This window comes from Planococcus notacanthi, assembly GCF_030407825.1.
GTDB lineage: Bacteria > Bacillota > Bacilli > Bacillales_A > Planococcaceae > Planococcus > Planococcus notacanthi.
The window spans coordinates 1-25,264 of sequence record NZ_JASDCQ010000003.1; the positions used below are offsets into that span (position 1 = coordinate 1).

Sequence of the window (25,264 nt, forward strand, 5' to 3'; positions counted from 1 at the left end):
AACAATGTACGGAACCTTGCATAGTTCCGGTGTCGTGTATCCAGTTTTGAGCGAACAAGCTCAACCAAATAGTCCAGTGATGATGGCAAAGAGGCCACACCCGTTCCCATCCCGAACACGGCAGTTAAGCTCTTTTGCGCCGATGGTAGTTGGGGGTCTCCCCCTGTGAGAGTAGGACGTCGCTGGGCTATTCTATGTTTACTTTTTGTACCTGAATGATTCTTTTACCTTGCTTCCATAGCTCAGCAGGTAGAGTGCTTCCATGGTAAGGAAGAGGTCACCGGTTCGAATCCGGTTGGAAGCTTTTGTTCTTTTTAAGAGTTTCTTTGCAGAAAGCTAAACAGTTTTTAATCAAGGCCCCTTGGTCAAGCGGTTAAGACACCGCCCTTTCACGGCGGTAACACGGGTTCGAATCCCGTAGGGGTCACCATTTTGGAGGATTAGCTCAGCTGGGAGAGCATCTGCCTTACAAGCAGAGGGTCGGCGGTTCGATCCCGTCATCCTCCACCATTTTTTTCGAAACAGCATACGGTGGGGTAGCGAAGTGGCTAAACGCGGCGGACTGTAAATCCGCTCCTTCGGGTTCGGCAGTTCGAATCTGCCCCCCACCACCAGTTTTCTTTTAGTTATTGGGGTATAGCCAAGCGGTAAGGCAACGGGTTTTGATCCCGTCATGCCCTGGTTCGAATCCAGGTACCCCAGCCATTTTTACTATGAGCCATTAGCTCAGCTGGTAGAGCATCTGACTTTTAATCAGAGGGTCGAAGGTTCGAATCCTTCATGGCTCATTTTTTAACTTCCTTGCGCCTGTTCAGCGCGGGGCCTTAGCTCAGCTGGGAGAGCGCGTCGCTGGCAGTGACGAGGTCAGGGGTTCGAGCCCCCTAGGCTCCATTGTTCCATGTGTATTTGTACTATCCATGTGTAAAAAACCCGTATCCATTAACTTGGATACGGGTTTTTTTTAGTTTCCGACGTATTCGGATTGTGGGCGGAAAATGACGTTGTCCTGCTGCTGTTCCAAGGCATGTGCGGTCCAGCCGACAATGCGGGCAACGCTGAATGTCGGAGTGAACAGCTGCGTCGGCATGGCAATTGACCGCATGATGGCGGCTGCGTAAAATTCGACATTGGTGTAGAGGGCGCGTCCTGGTTTACGTTGGTTCAATTGTTCAATGATGCGGGTTTCAGCCGCAACGGCTAAATCCAGCCAGGCGTCTTCGCCTTGCAGTTCCTGGCATTTTTTCCGGAGGATCACGGAACGGGGATCTTCGGTCCGGTAAACCCGGTGGCCAAAGCCCATGATTTTCTCGCCGCGGTCGAGTTTGTCTGCGATGACTGCATCGATGCGGTCTTCGGTTTCTATTTCATCCAGCAGATCGATTACGCCGGATGGTGCACCGCCGTGAAGCGGGCCTTTCATAGCACCGAGTGCCGAAGTGACTGCAGAGACAAGATCGGATTCGGTGGAGATGGTGACGCGTGCTGCAAATGTCGAGGCATTCATGCCGTGCTCCATGGTCAGCTTCAGGTACGTTTCCAGGGCTTCGGTTTGGGCACTGGTCGGCTCTTGGCCGTTGATCATCCACAAGTAATTGGCGGTATGCCCCAAGTCGTCACGCGGTGCTGCAGGGTCCTGTCCATTTTGAAATCGGTAAAAACAAGCAGTCATGACCGGCAAGGCAGCAGTAAGTGCAACGGCTTGTTCCCGGGAAGGCAAAGCGGTGAAAGCCGCATGCGTATAGGCCGAGGACAAAGTGCGCATGGCGTCCATCAAAGGTGTTTCTTTTGGCAAAGCCTGGGCAATCGCGATGATATGTGCAGGGAGCTTCCGGTAGCCAATCATTTGCTGCTGCAGCTGTTTCAGCGATTCGGCATCCGGCCATTCCCCGTACCATAGATAATAGGCGGTTTCTTCAAACGAGCGATTTTTAATCACTTCTTCCACCAGTTGGCCGCGATACCGCAACTCTCCTTTGTCTCCATCTACAGAAGCAATAGCTGTCTGAACCGCTACAATTCCTTTCAACCCTTTTTGGAACATGAGAAATTCCTCCTTTTCTTTTAGTTTACCCCCGTGGATTGATAAAAAAAATTAAAGATATATAATTAGAATAATTAAAATTATTAATTGAAATGGGGGATGTCATGGAAGTCCAGTGGTTGAGAACCTTCGTGGACGCAGCGGAAACATTGAATTTCAGAATGACATCGGAGCGGCTGATGATGTCACAGCCCAGTGTTACTGTCCATATCCGTTTATTAGAGGAAAGTTTAGGGCTGCTTCTCTTTATACGCAGCAATAACCGGGTGTCATTGACCGAAGAAGGCCGGCATTTTAAAGAACGGGCCAGCAAAGTGCTGGAACAGCTGGACGACAGTGTCGAAGAACTTCATTCATTTGCGCAGGGCTATCGAAAAAAGTGGATTTTGGCCATTTCCCCTTTGATGGCGGAAACGATTTTGCCTTATGTGCTGAAGTCATTCACAGCTGAGCATCCCCAAGTGGAATTGGTGATCCACGTGGAGGAATCCGAACAGATTGAAGCTTTGGTGGAAGAGGGAGAAGTATCCGCAGGCATCTCTGCTTTGCCGCCTCACGGGCGCAGTATCGCTCAGCATGTGGTTTATGACGATCCGTTGTTGTTCATCCTGCCGCGGGACGCTTATGACGATGAGACAGGGCCGGCAATTTCCGTCGAGAAGGCGCTTCGGACCACGGTGCTGTTTTCTCACCATCATCCGTTGTTTTGGGAAGAGCTATTGGGGCAGCTGAGGCTTCATGTCCCGGGCCTCCGGACAATGAAAGTGACACAGGCTCACATTGCCAAACGTTTTATTCAGGAAGGGTTGGGTGTTTCCTTTTTGCCGAAATCGATGGTCCGGCGGGAACTGGTGGAAGGACGACTAATGGAAGCCCATTTTGACTTGTTCCCATTGCCGGTAGCATCGACTTACTTTTTAACAAAAAAAATGGGAGAGCTTGAGCAGGATTTTCTGCAGCGGATCCAATCAGTGTATTTTATTTAATAGGGGGAAATCGGCATGATTATAGAATCGGATGGCATTCGTTTGCGGTTGTTGAAAAGAGAGGATTTTGAAGCACTATGGGCTTTGTATACGCCGAAGATCTTCGAATATATGCTCAATAAAGTCGAGGTTTTTGAAGACATGGTGACGTGGCTGGAAGCCGGATTGAACCAGTCAAATGTGTTGATATTTGCGGTGGAAAATCCACTGACGGATGAAATCATCGGCACCACACGCATATATGCAATTGATGAAACCCATAAAAGCTGCGAAATCGGTGCCACTTTTTATGCACAATCGGCGCAGCGGACGCATGTCAATACAGCAGTCAAACGGGCATTGCTCAGTTATTGCTTTGAAGAACGCGGCATGATCCGTGTGCAATTCAAAACGGATGCCGAAAATATCCGGTCGCAGAAAGCGATTGAACGCATCGGTGCTGTAAAAGAAGGCGTCATGCGCAATGAACGCATCCGTTCAACCGGCAAGCCAAGAAATGCCGTGGTTTATTCAATTATCGATAAAGAATGGCCGAAAGTAAAAAAAGACTTAGCAAAAAAAGTGAATAAATATACATGATTTTGTACAGTTGAGCCATGGAGACCTTAGCGGTTACAATGAATCTATCTTGCTAAGGGGGTATAAAATAATGAATAAATTAAATATAGCTATTATCGGCGTTCCAATGGACCACGGTCAAAATCGCCGTGGTGTCGACATGGGACCAAGCGCTATCCGTTATGCGGGTGTCGTAGAACGCATTGAAGAATTGGGCCATCGCGTAACGGATGAAGGGGACATCCAAATCGGCCAGGCAGACGGCAGCGTTGATACATCAACAAATTTACGCAACTTGAAAGTGATCACTGAAGCGACTGAAGCGCTTGGAGATAAAGTATTTGAAGTGGCAGAAGCGGGCAATTTCCCGTTGGTGCTGGGCGGCGACCACAGCATTGCCATCGGCACGCTTTCCGGAATTTCAGAGCGCCACGAAAACCTGGGCGTCATCTGGTATGATGCACACGCAGACATGAACACCAGCGACACGTCACCATCCGGCAACATCCACGGCATGCCGCTTGCTGCCAGCTTTGGGCATGGCCACGAAAAGCTGACGAACATCCGTGGCTATTCACCAAAAGTGAAACCTGAAAATATCGTCATCATCGGAGCCCGTTCAGTGGATCCCGGTGAGCGCCAATTGATTAAAGAGCATGGCATCCGTGTTTACAGCATGCACGAAATCGATAAAATGGGCATGAATGCGGTTATCGAAGATTCCATCCGTTATTTGAAGGAAGAGCGCAAAACGGACGCCGTCCATTTGTCGCTGGATCTGGATGGCATCGACCCGATGTACACACCAGGCGTCGGGACACCGGTTCCGGGGGGCATCAGTTACCGTGAAAGCCATTTGGCGATGGAAATGCTGTTTGATGCAGATATCATCACTTCTGCTGAATTTGTGGAAGTCAATCCGATTCTGGATGAGAAAAACCGCACAGCTGATGTAGCTGTCGCATTGATCGGCTCTTTATTCGGTGAAAAATTACTGTAATCCAAGACAGGCGAAAGCCTGTTTTTTTTATGCCGTTAAACAGGAAACTTTTCACTTATCAAAAACGTCACAAAATTGGTTGGATTTATTTGGGTATTGTCTGATACGATAGAATAAGGAAAAAATAATTGAAACCTTTAGAGACAACGGACGTATATAAAGTACAGCCGCATAGGCGGAGGGAAATGAGATCATGGATGCGTTAGTCAATAAACGAATAGCTAAAGTATTAAAAGGCGATCAGAACGCATTCGCCGAAATCGTGGAGCTTTACCAAAACCAGCTGTATCAGATCTGCTACCGGATGCTTGGCAACAAGCAGGAAGCGGAAGATATTGCGCAGGAAGCTTTTATGCGGGCTTATGTAAATATCCACACGTTTGACCAGAATCGGAAATTTTCGACATGGCTGTACCGCATCGCCACCAATCTGTGCATCGACCGGATCCGCAAGAAAAAGCCGGATTACCATTTGGATGCTGAAGTGCGCGGGACGGAAGGCTTGAACATGTATTCGAAAATTGCCAATGATGACGAGCTTCCGGAAGAAGAATTAATGCGGATGGAAGTACAGGAGCGGGTACAGTACGAGATAAGTCGCTTGCCAGATAAGTACCGTGCCGCTATTGTATTAAAGTATATTGAAGAATTGCCGCTGGCGGAAATCAGTGAAATCCTTGATTTGCCGTTGGGTACGGTAAAGACGCGTATACACCGAGGAAGAGAAGCTCTTCGCAAGCAATTGAGCAATTTGTAGGAGGCGAGCACGATGAATGCGTGTCCGGAAAATGTGCTTCATCTAATGGACGATTACCTGGATGGGGACATCAGTCAAAACGATGAACGACAACTGAGAGAACACCTGGAGAGTTGCAGCGACTGCAGAAAGCTGTACCAGGAATTAAGCAAAACCATTGCATTTGTCCAAAGTGCATCACATATACAAGCACCAGCCGACTTTGTCCAAAAGACAATGGCGCGGCTGCCGAAAGAAAAACAGCGGGCGGGTGTCCAGCGTTGGTTCAGAAGACATCCGATGCTGGCAGCTGCCGCATTGTTCTGTGTGCTGATGAGTGCCGCGCTGTTCACGAACTTCAACGACGACCAGCAGTTTGCTTTTACCAAGCAGCCGAATCTGGTGGTTGAGGGACAGACGGTGGTCGTTCCGGAAGGCGAGAAAGTAGTCGGCGACCTGACTGTGCGCAATGGCGATTTGCGTGTGGAAGGCGAGCTTGAAGGGAATGTCACCATCGTGAACGGCCAGTACATGGCTTCAAGTGGTGTCATTACCGGTGAAATCGAGGAAATCGATAAAGCTTTCGAATGGCTGTGGTATACCATCAAAAACGGCTTCAAGGATGCAGCCGCTATTTTTGATACAAACGGCACCCAAACAGAAGAGTAGAACCCATCCTCCTAAAGGATGGGTTTTTTCTATGAAGGCAAGCCCAATTCACTTATGATATACTGAATGCATATGCAGATGTAGAAAAGCGAGGGTTGCAGATGCCTTTTTTGGAAAATTTAACAGACCAAACACCACTCGAACTTCTAGGAAATATTATAGATATTTTATTAGTTTGGTTCGTTATTTATAAATTGATCACTGTCATCAAAGGAACGAAAGCCGTTCAATTGTTGAAAGGGATCTTTGTCATTATCATTGCGCGCCTCGTAACACAAGCACTCAACCTGGAAACGCTCGGCTGGATTATGCAGCAGGTTCTCGAATGGGGGTTCCTGGCCATCATCATCATTTTCCAACCGGAACTGCGCCGTGCACTTGAACAGCTCGGACGGGGCAAGCTATTCTCCAGCAGTACCTTGAATGAGGAGTCCGAACGCAACCGGTTGATCGAAGCGATGTCCAAATCCGTCAGCTATATGGCGAAACGGCGAATTGGGGCGTTGATATCAATCGAGCGCGAGACCGGTTTGAGCGAATACATTGAGACGGGCATTCCGATGAACTCGGATATCACGTCTGAACTGATGATCAATTTGTTCATTCCCAATACACCGCTGCACGATGGAGCGGTAATTGTCCAAAAAAACCGGATTGCTGCAGCGGCTTGTTACTTGCCGTTGTCTGAAAGTCCGTTCATTTCAAAAGAGTTGGGAACCCGCCACCGTGCGGCTCTTGGCATCAGTGAAGTGACCGACGCGATCACCATTGTCGTATCGGAAGAAACAGGCGCCATCAGTTTAACAGCGAATGGCGATTTGCACCGCAATTTGTCACTTGAAGACTTCGAAGTAAAGCTGCGCCGGATCTGGTTTGGTGCAGAACAGCAGGAAGTCGCTCCGGCCTGGTGGAATTTGAGGGGGAAAAAGAATGGATAAGATGATGGACAATCGCTGGTTTTTACGGATTACGGCGCTGCTGTTAGCCTTTCTATTATTCTTCTCGGTACAGGCGGAAGACAGTAACACCGGGACGACGGATACCAGCCGCGTTTCGGAAGTGATTGAAGATGTGGAACTTGAGGTATACCATGATAACAGTCTGATGGTCAGCGGTGTACCGAAAACAGCAGACCTGCATTTGAACGGCCCCGTCAGTATTGTTCAGACAGCGCGGCAATTGGAGGACTTCACTTTGTTTGTGGATCTGCGCAATCTGCCCGTGGGAGAGCATCAGGTCCCAATCCAAACGGAAAACCTGTCTGAACAATTAAATATCCGGGTTGATCCGGCGTTCGTCAATGTCGTCATCGAAGAGCGGGTATCGCAGGAATTCCGCATCGATCCGGAAGTGAATGAGCGGATGCTGGCGGAAGGTTTTATCCTGGAAAACGTAACTGTTAAACCTGAAACGGTCACAGTCACAGGTCCGAAAAGCATGATCGACGCCATCAGCTTTGTGAAAGCGACGGTTTCCGGTGAACAGGGAGTGAAGGAGTCCTTTACGACTGCAGCGCGTGTCCGTGTTTTGGCAGAGGATTTGACGAAGCTCGAAAGTGCCGAGATCGAACCGCAGGAAGTTGAAGTGGACGTCGATGTGGTCGAATACAGCAAACTGGTGCCTGTGAGGCTCGAGCCTACCGGGGAAGCCCGTCCTGGCATCACCATCAACGATTGGAATACAGCCACCGAAGAAGTCCGGATTTTTGGCCCGAAAACGGTGGTGGATGAAATCGCCGAATACGTGATCGAAGTCGATGCGGCAGACGTGACGGCTGAAGATGCCACATTAGAAGTAGAACTGGCGATTCCATCTGGAACTTCCGGCGTTTCGCCAGGGCAAGTCTCGGTGAAGGCGGAAACCGTGATCGATGAAGATGCATTGCTTCCGGAAGGTTCCGGAGCTTCCGGCAATTGAAAGCATAAAGTTTAAAATAAAAAAAGCGAAAGTTTAACTAAAAAATCAGAGTTACATGATTGAAGGAGCGAAAAGTAGAATGGGAAAATATTTTGGTACAGATGGAGTGCGGGGAGTCGCCAATAGCGAGCTGACACCTGAATTGGCTTTTAAATTAGGACGAATTGGCGGATACATTTTAACGAAAAGTGCGAAAGACAAGCCGAAAGTGCTGATTGGCCGCGATACACGGATTTCAGGTGAAATGCTGGAAGGCGCACTTGCTGCCGGACTTCTTTCTGTAGGAGCTGAAGTGATGCGCCTCGGCGTCATCAGTACACCAGGCGTCTCGTATTTGACGCGTGTCATGAGTGCTGAAGCGGGTGTCATGATTTCCGCTTCACATAACCCGGTGGAAGACAACGGCATCAAATTCTTCGGCTCAGACGGCTTTAAATTGTCCGATGCACAGGAAGCCGAAATTGAAGCATTGCTTGATAGCGAAGAAGATCTATTGCCGCGTCCGACTGGAGGCGACCTTGGCAGCATTACGGATTATTTCGAAGGCGGCCAGAAGTACCTTCAGTACTTGAAACAGACAGTCGATGAAGAATTCGACGGCATCCACGTGGCACTTGATTGTGCGCATGGAGCGACTTCTACACTGGCAACGCATGTATTCGCGGACCTGGATGCAGACATTACATCAATGGGAGCTTCACCGAATGGTTTGAACATCAACGCAGGCGTCGGTTCTACACATCCAGAGAAATTGGCGGAATTGGTTCTTGCGAAAGGCGCAGACATTGGGCTTGCTTTTGATGGCGATGGCGACCGCTTGATTGCAGTGGACGAAAAAGGCAATATTGTCGATGGCGATCAGATCATGTATATTTGCGCCAAACATCTTCACTCAGAAGGCCGCTTGAAAAAAGGCACTGTAGTTTCGACGGTCATGAGCAACATGGGCTTCTACAAAGCTTTGGAAACTCACGGCATGAAGAGCAACAAGACAGCTGTCGGTGACCGTTACGTAGTGGAAGAAATGAAGAACAATGATTACAACCTGGGCGGCGAACAATCAGGCCACATCATTTTCCTTGATTACAACACAACAGGCGATGGCTTGTTGACGGGCCTTCAGCTTGTCAATATCATGAAAATCACCGGCAAGAAATTGTCGGAGCTGGCTTCTGAAATGACCATCTATCCGCAAAAACTTGTTAATATTCGAGTGACGGATAAACATGCGGTGACAGACAATGCCAAAGTGGCAGCTGTTATTGCCGAAGTTGAAAGCGAGATGGCCGGCAATGGCCGTGTGCTGGTGCGTCCATCCGGTACAGAACCATTGGTGCGCGTCATGGTGGAAGCAGCTTCTGCAGAAGACTGTGAAAACTACGTGGAACGCATCGCAGAAGTTGTGCGCAGCGAAATGGGCTTAAACTAATCGAATGCATTTGGAGAGACCGTGAGCATCCTTGCTTGCGGTCTTTTTTTATGTTGAGAAATTGCTTCAGGCGGACGCTATCCCACTGGAAAGAAGATCGGTTTGCAGAATAATAGAAATAGAATAGAAGCTATATAAGTTGAACTAATGATTTGTAGTAGTCGATATTCCACAAAACAGCTACGCTTTCCAGCGGGCTCGCGCCCAATCCTCCTCGTCCGCTGCGCTCGCTGCGGTGTATCGGTCGTCTCGCTATGCCGCAGGAGTCTTCGCTGTTTTGCTCCATATCTTCAGAGTTTTCTCTTAGAAGCAAAGAGGTAGATAAAATGCTATTTCTTTAGTTTAACTTATATGGTCGGAAAATCAGTTTACCCATATAGATTGGATATTAATATATAAAGATATCTTAAAAGGAAAAAGAACCATTTAACGGAAAAGAATACTGAATTAGACCTAAATAACTATCTGCTTTTATTGACGGGATTGTGTGGAGCCTGTATGATGGTAGAGTCGGTTTACGACCGCACCAAAAGGGGGAAAGAGAGTAGTGCGAGGAAAACAATTACAGCGCCTGTACTGAAGAAATCGGACGGACCAGTCATCTTCAGTAGACGAGGAGAAGGAGTATCGAGATTTCGGCGGATACCTTCCGGCCGTGAAGCCCGGTCGTTATGTCCACTCTTAAAACAGTCGAGCGATCGATTGGACAACAAGATGGATGGGCTCAAGCAGAAGTGTTTGAAAACTTAGCAAACACTTTATTTGGATTTTAGAAAAACGGAGGAATTAGACTATGTGTGGAATTGTTGGGTATATCGGAGAAAATGATTCAAAGGAAATTTTATTGAAAGGCTTGGAGCGCTTGGAATACCGCGGTTACGATTCAGCAGGAATTGCTGTCCGCAACGGCAACGGCGTAACAGTCTTTAAAGAAAAAGGACGCATTGCAGATTTACGCGGCGTTGTTGAAGAAGAAGTCATGGGTACGACAGGAATCGGCCATACACGCTGGGCAACACACGGCAAGCCGAACCGCGCCAATGCTCACCCGCATCAGAATACATCGGACCGTTTCACGATCGTCCATAACGGCGTAATTGAAAACTACCACCACATCCAACGCGATTATTTGGCAGGAGTGGAAATGGAGTCGGATACAGATACAGAAATCATCGTTCAGTTGATCGGTAAATTTGTGGAAGAAGGCCAAACGACACAGGAAGCTTTCAGCAAAGCTTTGACCTTACTGAAGGGTTCGTATGCGATCGCATTATTGGATGCAGAAGAAGAGCAAACGATTTTTGTAGCGAAAAACAAAAGCCCATTGCTAGTAGGACTTGGCGAAGACTTCAATGTCATCGCATCCGATGCAATGGCTATGCTTCAATTGACAGACCAGTTTGTTGAATTGATGGATAAGGAAATCGTCATCGTCCGCAAAGACAGCGTGGAAATTTTGACGTTGGAAGGCGAAACGGTAAGCCGCCTGCCTTTCACTGCTGAAATCGACATGAGCGATATCGAAAAAGGGACATACCCGCATTATATGCTGAAAGAAATTGACGAGCAGCCGGCAGTTGTCCGTAAAATTGTTCAAGCTTACCAGGACGAAAACGGCAAATTGACTATCCAACCGGAAATTCTGGAAGCGATGCAAGCTGCAGACCGCATCCACATTATTGCGGCTGGAACAAGCTACCATGCAGGATTGATCGGCAAAGAATACATCGAAAAACTGGCGGGAATTCCGGTTGAAGTGCATGTTTCAAGTGAATTTGGCTACAACATGCCATTGCTGTCGGAAAAACCATTGTTCATCTTTATCTCCCAATCAGGGGAAACAGCGGACAGCCGCCAAGTATTGGTGAAAATCAAAGAGATGGGCCATGCTTCATTGACCATCACAAACGTTGCAGGCTCTACGTTGTCACGCGAGTCTGACCATACTTTATTGTTGTATGCAGGCCCTGAAATTGCAGTAGCTTCTACGAAGGCTTACACAGCACAATTGGCAGTATTGTCTATTTTGGGTGCAGTAACAGCAGAAGCACGCGGCATCGACATCGGCTTTGATCTGGTTCAGGAACTGGGAATCGTTGCGAATGCCATTCAGGCACAAGTGGATTCGAAAGAAGAAATGGAACAGATTGCTGCAGACTACTTGTCTACAACACGCAATTGCTTCTTTATCGGACGCGTTATGGATTATTTCGTTGGACTTGAAGGTTCATTGAAATTGAAAGAGATTTCATACATCCAGGCTGAAGGCTTTGCCGGAGGCGAGTTGAAGCACGGAACGATCGCTTTGATTGAAGAAGGCACACCGGTTATCGCGCTTGCGACACAAGAAGCGGTTAACTTGAACATCCGCGGAAACGTCAAAGAAGTAGCGGCACGCGGTGCCCACACATGCATCATTTCAATGGAAGGCTTGCAGGAAGAAGGCGACAGCCTGGTTCTTCCGAAAGTCAACGAATTGTTGTCACCGCTTGTATCGGTTATCCCGATGCAATTGATCAGCTATTACGCAGCGCTTCACCGCGATTGCGACGTGGATAAGCCACGTAACCTGGCGAAATCAGTTACAGTTGAATAAGTAAGGTTTTGTATTAAACATGGCAGCACCCCTTCAAAATTGAAGGGGTGTTTTGCTATTTGCCTGAAGCTCCTTTTTCTTTGGAGTTGGGAACATGATTTCAATATACTGCTTTTTATAAATGGACAAAGAATTTACAAAGAATAGCCTTGTATTTTCTAACCCAAACCCTGCCAAATGGTATAATTAGTTCAACATAAAGAAAAAGGTGTGAAATAGATGTCGTCGTTAAATGACTTTTCCCAATACATAAGTGAAAACGCTGAAACTTTATCAGCGGAAGTGGTTGAATCAGTTGTCCAGGAGATGAAGCTGGACATTCCTGAGTGGGAAAAAGAACAGGCTACCCAGATGTACGTGGAGCTGCTTGGATTCTTTGGTAAATTCCTTCGAGAAGACCGTTTTGAAGTTCCAGAATCGTTGATCGAGTGGAGCAAAAAGAATGCCGAAATGCAGGTGGCTTCGGGAGGCAAGATCTCAGAAATCGTCGTTCGTTATCCGGCGACACGGCAGGTCTTTTCAGAGCTCTTCACGCGGCTTAGCCTGAAGTTCGGATTGACGGTCGTGGAAAATGCCAAGGCAACCAGAGACATCAATGCTATCTTGGATGTTAGTTTAAATGAAACCTTCTATGCTTTTGAGCGGCTTTCTGAACGCTATCAGGCGGAAACCCAGATGGAACTGCTTAATTTGTCTGCGCCCATCGTTCCGGTTCTTGAAGATGTAGTGGTGTTGCCGCTGATCGGTGTGATGGACAGCTACCGGATTGCTCATATTATGGACAATGTCATTCCAAGAATTGCGGAGAAGAATGTCCAACACGTCATTACGGACTTTTCGGGCGTCTTGACCATCGATGACCAAATTGCACAATCACTTCAGCAAATCGGCAGTACGCTGCAGTTGATGGGGATCCATGTCATCATTGCGGGATTGCGTCCGGACCTTGTCCAGACCATCGTCCATAGCGGAATCGATATGCTGGATACGGACGCCTATGCAACAGTCAAGCAGGCGCTGGAAAGTGTTAAATAACTGAATTGGACAAGGCGCATCCCCCGTTTATCCGGTGGGATGCGCCTTTGTTTTCATTGGATGGATTTTGCAGCGGGCTGATAAAACTCTTTGATTTTTTCAGGCGGCAACGGCGGGTTAAAGTAATATCCTTGTGCCTGATTGCAGCCCTGTTGTTTTAGGAATTGCAGTTGTTCCGCAGATTCGACACCTTCAGCTATGACATTCAGCTGCAGGTTGTGCGCCATTTGGATAATGGTATCGACAAGCGCCGCGTCTTTTGGATCCGTAGTGAGGTTGCGGGTGAAACACTGGTCAATTTTAAGGGTATCAATCGGAAACAGCTTCAAATAGCGGAGCGATGAATAGCCGGTGCCGAAATCATCAATGGACAGATGAATGCCCATCGCCTTGAGTTTCCCCATTGTTGAGATAGCACTGGGGGAGTCTTGGATAATGCTTTCAGTCAGTTCGAGCTCCAGATACTGGGGAGCGAGTCCCGATTCCGACAGGGCGGCCTGAACGGTTTCGGTCAAGTTGCTTTGTGAGAACTGGCGGGAAGAGATATTGACAGCAACCCGAAACTGCGGCAATCCAGCCTTCTGCCAGGCCATGTTTTGCAGGCAAGCCTGCCGCAGAACAAATTCACCAATCTGGATGATGCTGCCGGTTTCTTCTGCGATGGGAATAAATTCAGCAGGCGAGACGTTCCCCCATTTGGGATGTGTCCAGCGAAGCAAAGCCTCCAGCCCCACGGTCTTTTCAGTTTTTAAATCGATTTGTGGCTGATAATGAAGAGAAAATTCACCGCGTTCCAAGCCTTTTTTCAAATCCATGGCCAGTTTGGATTTTCTGGAAACCAATTGATTGGTTTCTTCTGAGAAAAATTGAAAATTATTTTTGCCATGATCTTTTGCTGAGTATAATGCAATATCTGCATTTTTTATTAACGTCTCTACGTCGTTGCCATCAGAAGGGAATCTGCTGATGCCGATGGATGGCGTGATAAATAATTCTTCCTGCTGGAAACGGAAAGGTTCTTCAAATAACTCCAAGATCGCTTGTGCATGAGCAGCTGCTTCTGCATCATCGGTATTCGGCAATAATAGGATGAATTCATCTCCACCCAAACGGGAAATGGTGTCATTTTTTCGTGCGATGCTTTGGAAACGCTCAGATGTTTTAATCAATAATTGATCTCCAGCAGAATGGCCATAGGTGTCGTTGACTATTTTGAAATGGTCCAAATCAATATACAGGAGGGAAAAACTTTGCTTATTTCCATCCGCCTGGTCTAAAGCAGCTTGTATTTGGTCAATGAAAAGGCGGCGATTTGCCAAGCCGGTCAAGGAATCCCGGTAAACGAGCGTGTTGATCTTGGCTTCCGAATCTTTCCGTTCGGTGATGTCGCGGATGATGCTGCTGAAAAATATACACTTATCTGTTTTCCAGGTTCCGAGAGACATTTCAATCGGGAACTCACTGCCGTCTTTGCGGCGGCCAATCAATTCAACCCGCGTGCCGATTACATGGGGGACAGCAGTGTCCAGGTAACGCTTTAATCCTTTCCGGTGTGCCTCCAGTAACGGCTTTGGAATGATGATTTCTAAATTAGAACCCAATGCTTCATCTTTGCTGTAATGAAATATCGCTTCGGCACCTGAGTTCCACTGCAGAATAATGCCTTGGTGGTCCGCTACGATAATGGCGTCAGTAGTGGATTCGAATATCGATTCGAACTTCTTTTCCGATTCAGCGGAATTCGCTTTCAGCTGGAGCTTTTGGCGCTTCCGTGAACAGAAGAAAAGCAAGGTCGCCAACAAGAGGGAAACGGAAAGAATAATCGGCAGAACAACAGGAGAAAGCTTATCGGTGATTGAAATAATGTCCATAGAGTATACATCACTCTCTTTTCTTTAAATGGATTGGGCTGGAATCATACGGCTTGCGTAGAAATGGCAATGCCTATCTGTATTGTTTACATATCATAGCACAAGAATTACTTCCAATAAACGTAAGTAAAATAAAACTTTGGAACGAGTTGAAGACCGAAAGGCAATAATTTTTCAAATGTTATGTTAAAATAGGAAGTACGTAATTTTATTTCTTCCAGCGGTTCTTTATGGGCGAATAAAATTCCGCTATTTTTTTGTCTTTTGTGAATCGAGTTTAAGCTTCCCCTTTTCCAACCTCAGAACGACTTCCTTATATCCACCCACGTACGCGAACGGGAATAGGCCAAGCCTAAACAAATTCCCAAAGGACAATGAAAATTGAATAGGAAAGGAATTGATTAAATGAGATCTGAGATTACTGCAGATCAAGAGTTAGTTAAAAAGAAACAAAGCCACGGAGACGAATCAACAGGCGACTATACGTTTGACCGTGTACCGCGGGAAGAACGCAAAATGGGTTGGCTGAGCATCACCAATATCACCTTCGGCATTGCGACCGCCATCTTCTACTTCCAGATGGGAAGCGTCATGGCGCTGCAATTCGGGGCCGCCAATGCCATCATTTCTGCCATCTACGCGATCCTCGTCGCAGGCATCCTCGGAACCATCATCGTTTACCTATCGGCCAAGTCTGGTATGAACGTCAATTTATTATCCCGCGGAGGGTTCGGTTACATCGGAGCCTCATTAACCTCCTTAATCTACGCATCGAATTTTATTATGTATTGCGCTTTTGAAGGCATGATCCTGGTCGCTGCAGTCCATGCTTATTTTCCCGCCGTCCCCATGTGGCTTCTAATTATCGGATTCGGTTCAGTGGTCATTCCATTAAACTGGTTCGGCATTAAACAATTGGACAAATTACAAAAATGGTCATTGCCGGTGTTTGCGATTTTCCTGGTTGCGGCAATTTATGTAGCTTTCAACACCACCTCGAAATTTGACGGAAATTTCTGGACCTATATGCCTGAAGGCGTGCAAATCGGCGGAACCGCGTTGCTGTTGTGCATCGGGATGCAGCACGGCATCATGGGGCTCACTGCGTTGATTGCTTCCGATTACGCACGTTTCCTGAAACCGAAAGACTTGAAAATCGGATCGGTCGCCATCGGCTTTATTCCGCAGATTTTCTGTTTCGGCGTTATGGGCGGACTCGGCATCTGGTTCGGCGTGACACTTGGCGAATCCAACCCGGGTGTCTACATCGTCGTCCTGCTCGGGCTTGGCGGTGTGCTGTTTACGATGCTGACGCAAATCCGCATCAACATCACCAATATCTACAGCAGCTCGCTGTCCCTGTCGAGCTTCTTTGAAAATATGTTCGGCTTTACGCCGGGACGCCGTTTCTGGGTAGTGGTCTCAGGCGTCATTGCTATCGTTTTGATGCTCGGCGGCATCGTGGATCACTTGGGAGTCGCCATGACGTTCCAGGGGGTTGCATTGATGAGCTGGGCCTCGGTTCTCGTGACGGATGCGCTGGTCGTCAAGAAGTGGCTGAAGATCGGTCCGGGCTATTACGAATCCAGACAGCGAAACTTGTATAAATGGAATCCGGTCGGCGTTGTGTCATTGCTTGTGCCGACTGCACTCGGAACCATCGCAGCACTCGGTTACATGGGCACATTCCTGCAGAGCACAGCCGCGTTTTTCGCACTGATCCTGGCATCGATTTTGACTATCGTTTTGGCCGTAGCTACAAAAGGGCGCTATTACGTGAAACGAGAAGTCCACGATATTCCGAAAGAAGATTATATTGCCTGAGTAAAAATTCTGCGTTACACTGGTGGCAATCAAAATTGTTCGTGTGTTCATTCCTATTCAGAAAGGATGATCGAGTTGACGACTTCTACTGTCGTGTTATCCATGGCGCGCCGATTCAATGCCAGCGACAAAGCAGTATACGAAGCTTGGACCAATCCGCAACTGATGAAGAAATGGCTGTTTACGACAGAAGACACCAACCAGGTAACCAAGAACTCCTTGCGCGCGGGCGGAAGCTGGGAAATAACCGACCGCCGGGAAGGCACCGATTACCGGGCAGTAGGCGAATACCTCGAACTGAAGCCGCCGCATAAACTGATGTTCTCTTTCAAGATGCCGCAGTTCAACGAACTGGAAGACCGCATCACGGTGTGGATTTCCATGGTGCAGGACAGTTGTGAAATGGCGTTTGTCCAGGAAATCACGGTGCCGCATGAAGAAGGCTGGACGGAAGAAGACATCAAAAAAGCCGGCGACGACTACAGCAGCCAAAGCCAAGAAGGCTGGAGTGGGATGTTTGAGAAGTTGAGGCAGTTGGTGGAAACACCTGAATAGGAAAAACCGCAATCTCCCGAAACTAGAGAGATTGCGGTTTTTTTGATTGAGAACAGAGTAATAAAAAAATATGGGTAATATTGCATAATGGCATTTAAAAGGATATGATCGACAAGAAATAAAAAAATGTTAAAAAATAACGCAAGAATGACAATGACCCTAAGTTTATTAGTAAGTTGAACCGCTGAAAAGGCGAACCTACTTTAGCATATCGGAGGAAGTCCATGACCCAAATAACGGATTTGGAATTTAAAGTTCAAGAGCTGGTAACGTTGTTGGAAGCATCCAAGCAATTGAACTCGAATATCGAAATGGAAGAAGTGCTCGAAAACATCCTGTTGCAGATGGTGCAGATTGTGGGGGCGGAAGCAGGGACCTTGTGGGTATTGGACAAGGAACGGCAACAGATCAAGGCGTCTGCAGCTTACGGCCCGTCTGCGTCGGACATCCTGAACATCGAGCTGAAACTGGATGAAGGCATTGTCGGGAAAGTGATCCGGACCGGTGAAGCCGAGCTGATCGAGCATGTGTCATCAGATCCGGACTGGGCAGACCGTGTGGACCACTCGAGCGGATTCGTGACCAAGTCGATGATCACCGTTCCATTAGCGGTCAAAGGAAACGTGCTTGGCGCTTTGCAGCTGCTGAATAAAAAAGACATCGCCTTTTTCTCCGAGCAGGACATCCGCCTGGCCGTGGCGCTCGCCAATCAATCCGCATTGGCGCTCCACAACAGCCAGATGTACGACGAACTGCAGCGCATGCTGCTGAGCATGATCCGGACGCTGGCAAAAGTGCTGGACGCGCGCGACCCGTATACCGCCGGACATTCGGAGCGCGTAGCGAAATACTCGCTGTGGATCGCCCAGAAGCTCGAGTTCGATGCGCATACGTGCGAAGAATTGTATAAAGCAGCGTTGCTTCACGACATCGGAAAGATTGGCATCGCAGACGATATCCTCCGGAAGCCTGACCGGCTGACAAATGAAGAGTATGAAGCGATTAAACAGCACACGGTAATCGGAGCGGACATCCTGTCCAATATGGAGCCGAAAGACGCGGTGGCGCATGCCATGGAAACCGCGCTGTCCCATCATGAACGGCTGGACGGCACTGGCTACCCCCATGGACTGGCAGGAGATGACATTCCCTTATTTGCACGGATTGTCGGTGTGGCAGATGCTTTTGATGCCATGACGACGGCGCGTTCCTACAGCGAAGGCTTGTCTTTCCGCTTGGGTGCAGAAGAATTGATCCGCTGCAGAGGCACGCTGTTCGACAGCGAAGCCGTAGATGCTTTTACGGCAATTCTTGCCGACTGTGATTATGAATTGGAACGTTATGAGAAATAGGAAAGAGGCTGTCGGCTATGAGCCAGTTTGATTACTTATTGATTGCCCACTTGATCGGCGATTTTCTGCTGCAGACCGGCTGGATGGCGAAACACAAAGCCAGCAAATGGCTGCCTCTATTAACACATGTCTCTATTTACACGGCGGTCATTGCGCTGTTCGGCCATTTCTCAGGAGGCTTGTCCTTTGCGGCAGTGGCCATCGTTTTTATCGGCCATATTATTCTGGACCGGAAAACCTTTGTCTTATTTTGGGTGGAGCGGGTCCAGACGGCTAAAGGGCCGGAGAAGGTTTGGCTGTCGATCATGGCTGACCAGATTTTCCATATTATTTTGCTGGCTGTTGCCGTAGCGATTTCTTAGGAGTGAAGACCATGAAGCCCAAAACCTATGTGCTTGAAAAAGAATATGCAGTAGACCGGCAAACCGCTTGGCAGCTGCTCGCAGACAATAACCGCATGAACCTCTACATCGGTTTGTTTCCGGTAAGCTTCAGTCCGGCAAAACAAGCGGGTGCGGAAGTGTTTTACCGGGAAGCCCATGCCAAAGTGCTGGGGATCGTGCCGATTTCGTGGCAAGAATTTCCGTTCCAGTGGCAGGAAAACGACAGCTATACCGTTGAACGCCGTTACCTGACAGGCCCGCTCAAGCATTACACGCTGAAAGTGGAGCTGTTCGACAATGGCAATAAAGGGACGCGGGTCAAGCTGACGGCTGATTTCGTACCGCTTAATCCTTTAGGTTACGCTGCCATTTGGGCGACCGGCCTGCCGTCTGTCAAAAAGATCATGCGTTATTTGGATGATTATTTGGCATCGGGTGCGACAGATCCTTTGGAAGCGCCGCAAAAACCGGCAACCGTCAAAATCAACCTGTTGGAACTCGATCGGCTGTCGGCCTTGCTCGCCAAATCGCCTGTCGACAGCAGCTACGTCGAACGGCTGCACCAGTATTTAGCCGGGAAAGGTGACCACGACGTCGCACAGATCGAACCGATTCAGCTGGCGAAGCTGTGGAACGCGGATTTGGATGATACCTTGCGCGTGCTGCTTTATGCCACAAAAGCGGGCTTGCTGAACTTGAGCTGGAACGTCATCTGTCCGAATTGCCGGGTGTCGAAAGTCGAGCACAGTTCGCTGTCACAGCTGGAGCAGGAATTTCATTGTGACTTGTGTGGCGTCAATTACGATGCCAACTTCGATCAATTTGTCGAGCTGAACTTCTCGGTTCATCCAAGCATCCGCCAAGCCTATGCCGAAGTGTATTGCATCGGCGGACCGATAATCACGCCGCATGTTAAAGCCCAGCAAGTTATCCAACAAGGGAAAACTGCGCTGTTTAGGATTCCGGAAAGTGAAGATGCTTTGCGTTTTCGGGTGCTGCAAGCGAATGACAAAGTAGCCGTAGATGAACATGCGGAAACGGGTTCGCTGGATTATTCCGATGCGGGCTGGTCGCAGGATTCGGTAACGGGTTCGGATGAAGTTTTCATCACAAACTCGAGCTCAATGGATATTGTCGTCGCGTTGGAGCATGCCGATTGGAACAAACAGGCGGTGACAGCTGCCAAAGTGACGGCGATGCAGGAGTTCAGGGACCTGTTTTCTTCTGAAGTGCTGTCGCCCGGCCAGAAAATCGGCATCGACCATGTGACGATCCTCTTTACGGATTTAAAAGGCTCGACTTTGCTGTATGAAACGGTGGGGGATTCGAACGCTTACGGCCAGGTCCGCAATCATTTTGATTTCCTGACCGGACACATCGCGCGAAATTCTGGCAGCGTCGTAAAAACGATCGGCGACGCTGTCATGGCGATATTCAATAAACCCGAAGACGGCTTGAAGGCAGCTTTGGCCATCCAGAAAAACCTGGCAGTGTTCAATGACACGACGAATGAAGACTTGGTGCTGCGCCTTGGCTTGTACAGCGGAGCAGCTATCGCTGTCAATTCTAATGACCGGCTCGATTATTTCGGCCGGACCGTCAACCTCGCTGCGCGTATTCAGGGGCAGGGCGAAGGCAATGACATCGTCATCAGCCGCGAGATATTGGCACAGCCGATGTCTGCGGAATTATTAGCCTCTACAGATATTGAGCTGGAAGAGTTTTCAGCTGCCTTAAAAGGGATTGATGGAGCAGTGGAGTTGGTGAGGATCCGGTTAAGGGAAGAGAGTATAGTTGAAGAGCAGGCGGGTTGAACGGTTTCCAATAGCTGGAGTTAATTAAAAATAGTTTGTTAATAAATGCCTGTTGAGATATCTTTATCTTAAGAGGCATTTTTTTGTTATGGAAAGGGAGTTGGGCATGAAAGTTCAAACAGAACAATTCGGTGAAGTGGAACTGGCTGAAGAACGCGTTATCACGTTTGATAAAGGCATTCCGGGATTTGATGAATATAAGAAGTATGTATTGCTGCCAGCAGATGTAGAAGGGGAATCGCCATTCTTTTTCCTGCAGTCAGTAGATACGATGGAAGTCAGCTTCTTTCTGGTCGATCCGTTTACGTTTTTCCAGGATTACGACATCAAGCTGGAAGAACAGATGGTGGAGCGGCTGCAGCTGGAAGATCCGTCAGATGCCATCGTATTGACTACAGTGACGGTCAAAGGCGATATCAGCAGCGCGACGACGAACTTGAAAGCACCGCTGGTCATCAACAATAAGAAGCAGATGGGCATGCAGGTTGTCTTGAATAACAAAGACTACCAGATCAAGCAGGCTTTATTCCAGAGCGGCGACACCGCTGCAAGGCAGGTGTAGAGAATGTTAGTACTGGGACGGAAAAAAGGCGAAACGATCATCATCAATGACGACATTGAAATCACGGTTACCTCTATAGAAGGCGACATGGTACGCCTCGGCATTACCGCACCAAAGCAAATCACCATCCACCGGAAAGAAGTGTACCTGGAGATTCAGGAAGAGAATAAGCAAGCGACTTCGAATGTCATCAACTTGAGTGATTTTTTGAGTATGAAGAAGAAATAGAGCGAGAGCCTGCAAATTTTGCAGGTTTTTTGCATGAATTGAAAAAGAAAAAAGAAAAAGTTTCAAAAAACACTAAACATTTGTTAAACCCCTCCGATATAACTACTGTAAGGCAGTTCAAAAGGATTTGGGCGCTTACAAAAAAACAAAAAACATTACACGGAGGTAATACACAATGATTATCAATCATAATATCGCAGCACTAAACACACACAGACAAATGGGCTCTGCTCAAAGTGCACAAATGGACAGCATGGAGAAATTGTCTTCAGGACTTCGCATCAACAGTGCAAAAGACGATGCAGCAGGTCTTACAATTTCTGAGAAAATGCGCGGTCAGATTCGCGGATTAGAACAAGCTTCAACTAACGCTCAAGGTGGTATTTCTTTAATTCAAACCGCAGAGGGTGCTCTAAGTGAAACACAGGATATTCTTCAACGTATGCGTGAACTTTCCGTACAGTCTGCCAATGATACAAATACTGATGCAGATCGTACAGAAATTCAAAAAGAAGTTGATCAATTAGGTAAAGAAATAGATCGAATTTCAAGTTCTACTCAATTCAATACAAAAAATTTACTTGATGGTTCCATGGGTAAAGGAGTAGATACTGCTGTAAGTAATATTAATACAAACAAAGCTTTGGATAGTACGACAGTTGTCGGTGATCTGGCAACAGCACTTAAGGATGCTTCTGGAAATAGTTTAGGAATTGTTGAAGGAGATACAATTGAAGTTTCATATGTAATTAATGGCGAAAAAACTACAAACGAAATTACGGTTAATGCAACTACAGACCTTACTGCTATATTTGATGGAGCAGGAACATTAGCAGCAGATGCTGATGGCACAACTTTGACTGCTGAAGTAGAAGGGTTTGAAGGGGCAGTCAACGGCTTAACTGTTACAGTTAAAACTACTGCAGGTGATGTAAGAACTTCTGCTTCTAACGCTCTTTCAGGTTTCACTGAAACTACAGCAGCTGCAAACATTCGCAACGATGGTCAAGCTACTTTCCAAATCGGTGCAAATACAGGACAAAATATTCAATTGTCATTTGAAAATATGTCTTCTTCTGCACTCGGTGTTAAAAACCTTAAAGTTGGAAACCAAGGTCAAGCAGACGTAGCTATGAAAGTTTTAGATGGAGCTATTCAAAAAGTTTCCGCAGAACGCTCGAAGTTAGGATCTACTCAAAATCGTTTAGAGCACACAATTAATAATTTAAATACTTCTGCTGAAAACCTAACTTCTGCAGAGTCTAGCATAAGAGACGTCGATATGGCGAAAGAAATGATGGAACAAACAAAGAACTCAATTCTTGCACAAGCATCACAAGCAATGCTGGCTCAAGCAAATCAAATGAATCAGTCAGTTTTACAACTGTTGAGATAATTGATTTTAGGGCGTCTAACTTGGTAACGGGTTAGAGTATAACTGGGTGAATTGCTGGAACTTCCTAAAGCCCCATCAACCACAACGTAACTGGAAACGGTCGGCGTGACGGTCTGAAAATGATGAGGATGAACCAATGGATAATCAGCAGCCAAGCTCCTGTGAGGAAACTCTGGGGAAGGTTCAACGACTAGGATAGACCGTCTAAGGCAAAAGCTATGGCGATGAAATCCGTAGGGTGGCAAGCGCCATTCGAAGTGCCCAGCCCCTCAAAGTAGAGGGTGAAGATATAGTCTATTCTATGATCGAAAGACATAGCGGCAAAGCAAGCCAACCAAGCACCACAGCAAGTACTACAATTGCTGCGTTAATCTTAAGAGTCAAAAGGAGCCTGATTTTGGGCTCCTTTTTCTTTCAGACAAACCTTATATTAATTAGAAAGTAAGAGGATTCATGATAGAATTAGTTGCAAAGTATTTGGACATTCAATATTTGAATATTATTCCTGTAATTATTCTAGAAATATATTTTGAAGTTAGTAAAGAGGAGCAAAGCATGGCGGTAGATCCTATTTATGCTTTACATCATTTATTTCATTGGAATGTTATACCAGAGATTTTATTTCATAAGCTTTGTGAAGCAATGAACGGAAATGAAGTAGCTTATTTAAATGAAATTTACCTAGAAATCATAGAAATATTAAAAGGTAAAAAAACAGGTGTAAACTGAGAATGTAAGTGACTAAGTCAAGGAGGTCATTTTTTGGATATCGCTGCATTATCAATGGCTTTGAGCCAGATGAATGTCCGGACAGAAGCGAATGTTTCGATTATGAAGAAGACAATAGATCAGGCGGAAACGAATGGTCAGGATGTTGTGAAGATGCTAGAGCAATCTGTTCAGCCTCATATTGGAAGCCGAGTAGATATTAAAGGATGAAGAGTAAGAAAGTTTATAACTATAATAGGTCATGGACTTTCTTGCTTTTTATTGTAAAAATATTTTATTCTCTCCCACAATTATCCTATTCTTTTTTCACCCATTATCTTGTAAACTAAACAAGATTAACTCAAGCAAGGGGTGTGAGAACCAATTGACCAGTCCAATTTCTAATAATCTTCTTTTATATAATACAATCGCTTCGATGGCGAAGTCGATGCCCGCTTTAGGTCAAGCCGACAGTGGCGCTAATTCAGTCGGCAGTTCGACGAGTCCGAGTACATTTTTCGCCATGCTGATGAACGCGATGATGGAAAGCATGGAACAAGCGAATACCGGGACGACTCCACAAACGGGCGTTCAGGCTGCTATGCCGTCTTTGACTACGCCATTGACAGCACCGCTAACAAATTCCTATAATCCGGCAATCACGATTCCGCCGATCGATAAGAAAGAAGTGCCGACTGCTGCGACAGATACGAGTGATTTAAAGTTCAAGCCGACACAATTTATCAAGCTGGACAATACTCTAGAAGGCAAATTGAGCGGAACAGCAGCCCACTTTATCAATGCCGGGAAAAAATATGACCTGGATCCGAATTTATTGTCAGCTATCGCTATCCATGAAACCGGCAATGGTTCGTCACGTGCGGTCAATGATAAAAACAATGTCGCCGGCATGATGGGCAAGAACGGCCTTCGGAGCTACGCTTCAGTGGAAGACAGCATTTTCGATATGGCCCGCAACCTGCGCCAAAATTATTTGAATGAAGGCAAAGACACCATCGCAAAAATCGGAGCGAAATACGCGCCGGTTGGAGCCGCTAACGATCCAACCGGGTTAAATAACCACTGGACAAAAGGCGTCAGTAATCATTACTCCAAACTCACATAAGATAAGGCAGGCTCTTTACGGGCTTGTCTTATTTTTTTTGATTTAATGCTAAAAAAATCTGCTTTTCTGCCGATAACTAATATAGAGAACGATTTAGCGAGTTTAACCAATTAGGAGAGTGTCCATTATGGAAGTAACCAATACATCAATACCGCATTTTCCGAAAGTTAATGAGGTGGATCCAGTAGTCTCAAAGGAGACAGCTGGTGCTGGAAAAAACAACAGCGAAAACTTAGAAAAACCTATTACTAAGGAAGCAATCATAGATAAAGTGGACAGCATGAACAAATTTTTAGAGCCAACATCGACAAACGTGAAATTTCAGCTGCATGAAGAGCTGGAAGTTTATTATGTGCAAGTCATTGATTCCAAAACTGACGAAGTTTTAAGGGAGATTCCTAACAGGAAGTTTTTGGATATGTATGCTTCACTGGATGATTTAGCAGGCTTGATGGTGGACGAGAAACGATAAGAAGGG

General features: G+C 46.9%; 24 protein-coding genes, 7 tRNA genes and 1 rRNA gene. 30 read left to right on the forward strand and 2 right to left on the reverse strand.

The annotated features are described in order from the left end of the window. Positions 1–72: 72 nt before the first annotated feature. From rrf to QMA01_RS11170, 8 genes are all read left to right on the forward strand, one after another. Positions 73–188 (forward strand): 5S ribosomal RNA (gene rrf, locus QMA01_RS11135). 43 nt (positions 189–231) lie between these two features. After that, positions 232–304, forward strand: a tRNA-Thr gene (locus QMA01_RS11140). Positions 305–355: 51 nt separating this feature from the next. Next, positions 356–430 (forward strand) — tRNA-Glu (locus QMA01_RS11145). Positions 431–434: 4 nt separating this feature from the next. Continuing rightward, positions 435–510: transfer RNA gene (locus QMA01_RS11150), tRNA-Val, on the forward strand. Positions 511–530: 20 nt separating this feature from the next. Beyond that, a tRNA-Tyr gene (locus QMA01_RS11155) sits at positions 531–614 on the forward strand. A 16-nt stretch (positions 615–630) separates the two neighbouring features. Next, positions 631–705, forward strand: a tRNA-Gln gene (locus tag QMA01_RS11160). A gap of 10 nt (positions 706–715) precedes the next feature. Next, positions 716–788: transfer RNA gene (locus QMA01_RS11165), tRNA-Lys, on the forward strand. A gap of 30 nt (positions 789–818) precedes the next feature. Continuing rightward, a tRNA-Ala gene (locus QMA01_RS11170) sits at positions 819–891 on the forward strand. A 70-nt stretch (positions 892–961) separates the two neighbouring features. On the opposite strand, the gene QMA01_RS11175 is transcribed toward QMA01_RS11170, so the two are convergent. Further along, the gene (locus QMA01_RS11175) at positions 962–2,041 is read right to left on the reverse strand and encodes a citrate synthase/methylcitrate synthase (RefSeq protein WP_290215001.1); all 1,080 of its coding nucleotides are present in this window, start codon (positions 2,039–2,041) and stop codon (positions 962–964) included. Between the two features lie 104 nt (positions 2,042–2,145). Between QMA01_RS11175 and QMA01_RS11180 the strand changes: the two genes are divergently transcribed. The 10 genes from QMA01_RS11180 (at position 2,146) to QMA01_RS11225 (ending at position 12,967) form a co-directional block, all read left to right on the forward strand. Further along, positions 2,146–3,027: a LysR family transcriptional regulator gene (locus tag QMA01_RS11180; RefSeq protein WP_290215002.1), complete on the forward strand. Its 882-nt coding sequence runs from the start codon at positions 2,146–2,148 to the stop codon at positions 3,025–3,027. A gap of 15 nt (positions 3,028–3,042) precedes the next feature. Next, the gene (locus QMA01_RS11185; RefSeq protein ID WP_191715105.1) at positions 3,043–3,606 is read left to right on the forward strand and encodes a GNAT family N-acetyltransferase; all 564 of its coding nucleotides are present in this window, start codon (positions 3,043–3,045) and stop codon (positions 3,604–3,606) included. Positions 3,607–3,676: 70 nt separating this feature from the next. Then, positions 3,677–4,585, forward strand: a complete 909-nt coding sequence (rocF, locus tag QMA01_RS11190) for an arginase (RefSeq protein ID WP_290215003.1) — start codon at positions 3,677–3,679, stop codon at positions 4,583–4,585. Between the two features lie 193 nt (positions 4,586–4,778). Continuing rightward, entirely contained in the window at positions 4,779–5,342 is a 564-nt protein-coding gene (gene sigW / locus QMA01_RS11195; RefSeq protein ID WP_191715107.1) for an RNA polymerase sigma factor SigW, read from the forward strand. Positions 5,343–5,354: 12 nt separating this feature from the next. Further along, positions 5,355–5,990 carry an anti-sigma factor family protein gene (locus QMA01_RS11200; protein WP_290215004.1) on the forward strand — a complete coding sequence of 212 codons (636 nt, stop codon included), beginning with the start codon at positions 5,355–5,357 and terminating at the stop codon, positions 5,988–5,990. 101 nt (positions 5,991–6,091) lie between these two features. Then, on the forward strand, positions 6,092–6,928 hold the full coding sequence (gene cdaA, locus QMA01_RS11205) for a diadenylate cyclase CdaA (protein WP_203340731.1): 837 nt from the start codon (positions 6,092–6,094) through the stop codon (positions 6,926–6,928). After that, entirely contained in the window at positions 6,921–7,907 is a 987-nt protein-coding gene (locus tag QMA01_RS11210) for a CdaR family protein (RefSeq protein WP_290215005.1), read from the forward strand. Before cdaA ends, QMA01_RS11210 begins: the two co-directional genes overlap by 8 nt. Positions 7,908–7,986: 79 nt before the next feature. Further along, positions 7,987–9,336, forward strand: a complete 1,350-nt coding sequence (gene glmM, locus QMA01_RS11215) for a phosphoglucosamine mutase (RefSeq protein WP_191715111.1) — start codon at positions 7,987–7,989, stop codon at positions 9,334–9,336. A 793-nt stretch (positions 9,337–10,129) separates the two neighbouring features. After that, a complete protein-coding gene (gene glmS, locus QMA01_RS11220; protein WP_290215006.1) occupies positions 10,130–11,932 on the forward strand; it encodes a glutamine--fructose-6-phosphate transaminase (isomerizing) in 1,803 nt (600 codons plus the stop codon). Positions 11,933–12,151: 219 nt separating this feature from the next. Next, positions 12,152–12,967, forward strand: a complete 816-nt coding sequence (locus QMA01_RS11225; protein ID WP_191715113.1) for an STAS domain-containing protein — start codon at positions 12,152–12,154, stop codon at positions 12,965–12,967. Between the two features lie 53 nt (positions 12,968–13,020). Here the strand turns inward: QMA01_RS11225 and QMA01_RS11230 are convergent, their stop codons facing one another. Continuing rightward, positions 13,021–14,838, reverse strand: coding sequence for a putative bifunctional diguanylate cyclase/phosphodiesterase (locus QMA01_RS11230; protein WP_290215007.1), 1,818 nt, complete (start codon positions 14,836–14,838; stop codon positions 13,021–13,023). Positions 14,839–15,243: 405 nt separating this feature from the next. On the opposite strand from QMA01_RS11230, the gene QMA01_RS11235 reads away from it, so the two are divergent. The 12 genes from QMA01_RS11235 to flaG all read left to right on the forward strand — a co-directional run bounded on the left by QMA01_RS11235 (position 15,244) and on the right by flaG (position 25,258). Further along, positions 15,244–16,662 carry a purine-cytosine permease family protein gene (locus QMA01_RS11235; protein ID WP_290215008.1) on the forward strand — a complete coding sequence of 473 codons (1,419 nt, stop codon included), beginning with the start codon at positions 15,244–15,246 and terminating at the stop codon, positions 16,660–16,662. Between the two features lie 75 nt (positions 16,663–16,737). Next, entirely contained in the window at positions 16,738–17,217 is a 480-nt protein-coding gene (locus QMA01_RS11240; protein WP_290215009.1) for an SRPBCC family protein, read from the forward strand. A 224-nt stretch (positions 17,218–17,441) separates the two neighbouring features. Then, positions 17,442–18,569, forward strand: coding sequence for an HD-GYP domain-containing protein (locus QMA01_RS11245; protein ID WP_290215010.1), 1,128 nt, complete (start codon positions 17,442–17,444; stop codon positions 18,567–18,569). A gap of 17 nt (positions 18,570–18,586) precedes the next feature. Beyond that, positions 18,587–18,931, forward strand: coding sequence for a DUF3307 domain-containing protein (locus QMA01_RS11250; RefSeq protein ID WP_203340723.1), 345 nt, complete (start codon positions 18,587–18,589; stop codon positions 18,929–18,931). Positions 18,932–18,942: 11 nt separating this feature from the next. After that, on the forward strand, positions 18,943–20,766 hold the full coding sequence (locus tag QMA01_RS11255; protein ID WP_290215011.1) for an adenylate/guanylate cyclase domain-containing protein: 1,824 nt from the start codon (positions 18,943–18,945) through the stop codon (positions 20,764–20,766). Between the two features lie 106 nt (positions 20,767–20,872). After that, a complete protein-coding gene (gene fliW, locus QMA01_RS11260; protein ID WP_290215012.1) occupies positions 20,873–21,328 on the forward strand; it encodes a flagellar assembly protein FliW in 456 nt (151 codons plus the stop codon). Between the two features lie 3 nt (positions 21,329–21,331). Continuing rightward, positions 21,332–21,556 (forward strand): carbon storage regulator CsrA, encoded by a 225-nt coding sequence (gene csrA, locus QMA01_RS11265; protein ID WP_290215013.1) that lies wholly within the window; start codon positions 21,332–21,334, stop codon positions 21,554–21,556. Positions 21,557–21,731: 175 nt separating this feature from the next. Next, complete coding sequence (locus tag QMA01_RS11270; RefSeq protein ID WP_290215014.1) at positions 21,732–22,952, forward strand: flagellin N-terminal helical domain-containing protein; 1,221 nt, start codon at positions 21,732–21,734, stop codon at positions 22,950–22,952. 453 nt (positions 22,953–23,405) lie between these two features. Next, on the forward strand, positions 23,406–23,681 hold the full coding sequence (locus tag QMA01_RS11275) for a hypothetical protein (protein WP_290215015.1): 276 nt from the start codon (positions 23,406–23,408) through the stop codon (positions 23,679–23,681). Between the two features lie 33 nt (positions 23,682–23,714). Further along, positions 23,715–23,891, forward strand: coding sequence for a YjfB family protein (locus tag QMA01_RS11280; protein ID WP_290215016.1), 177 nt, complete (start codon positions 23,715–23,717; stop codon positions 23,889–23,891). 154 nt (positions 23,892–24,045) lie between these two features. Further along, complete coding sequence (locus tag QMA01_RS11285; protein ID WP_290215017.1) at positions 24,046–24,786, forward strand: glucosaminidase domain-containing protein; 741 nt, start codon at positions 24,046–24,048, stop codon at positions 24,784–24,786. 127 nt (positions 24,787–24,913) lie between these two features. Continuing rightward, positions 24,914–25,258: a flagellar protein FlaG gene (flaG, locus tag QMA01_RS11290; RefSeq protein ID WP_290215018.1), complete on the forward strand. Its 345-nt coding sequence runs from the start codon at positions 24,914–24,916 to the stop codon at positions 25,256–25,258. Positions 25,259–25,264 lie beyond the last annotated feature (6 nt).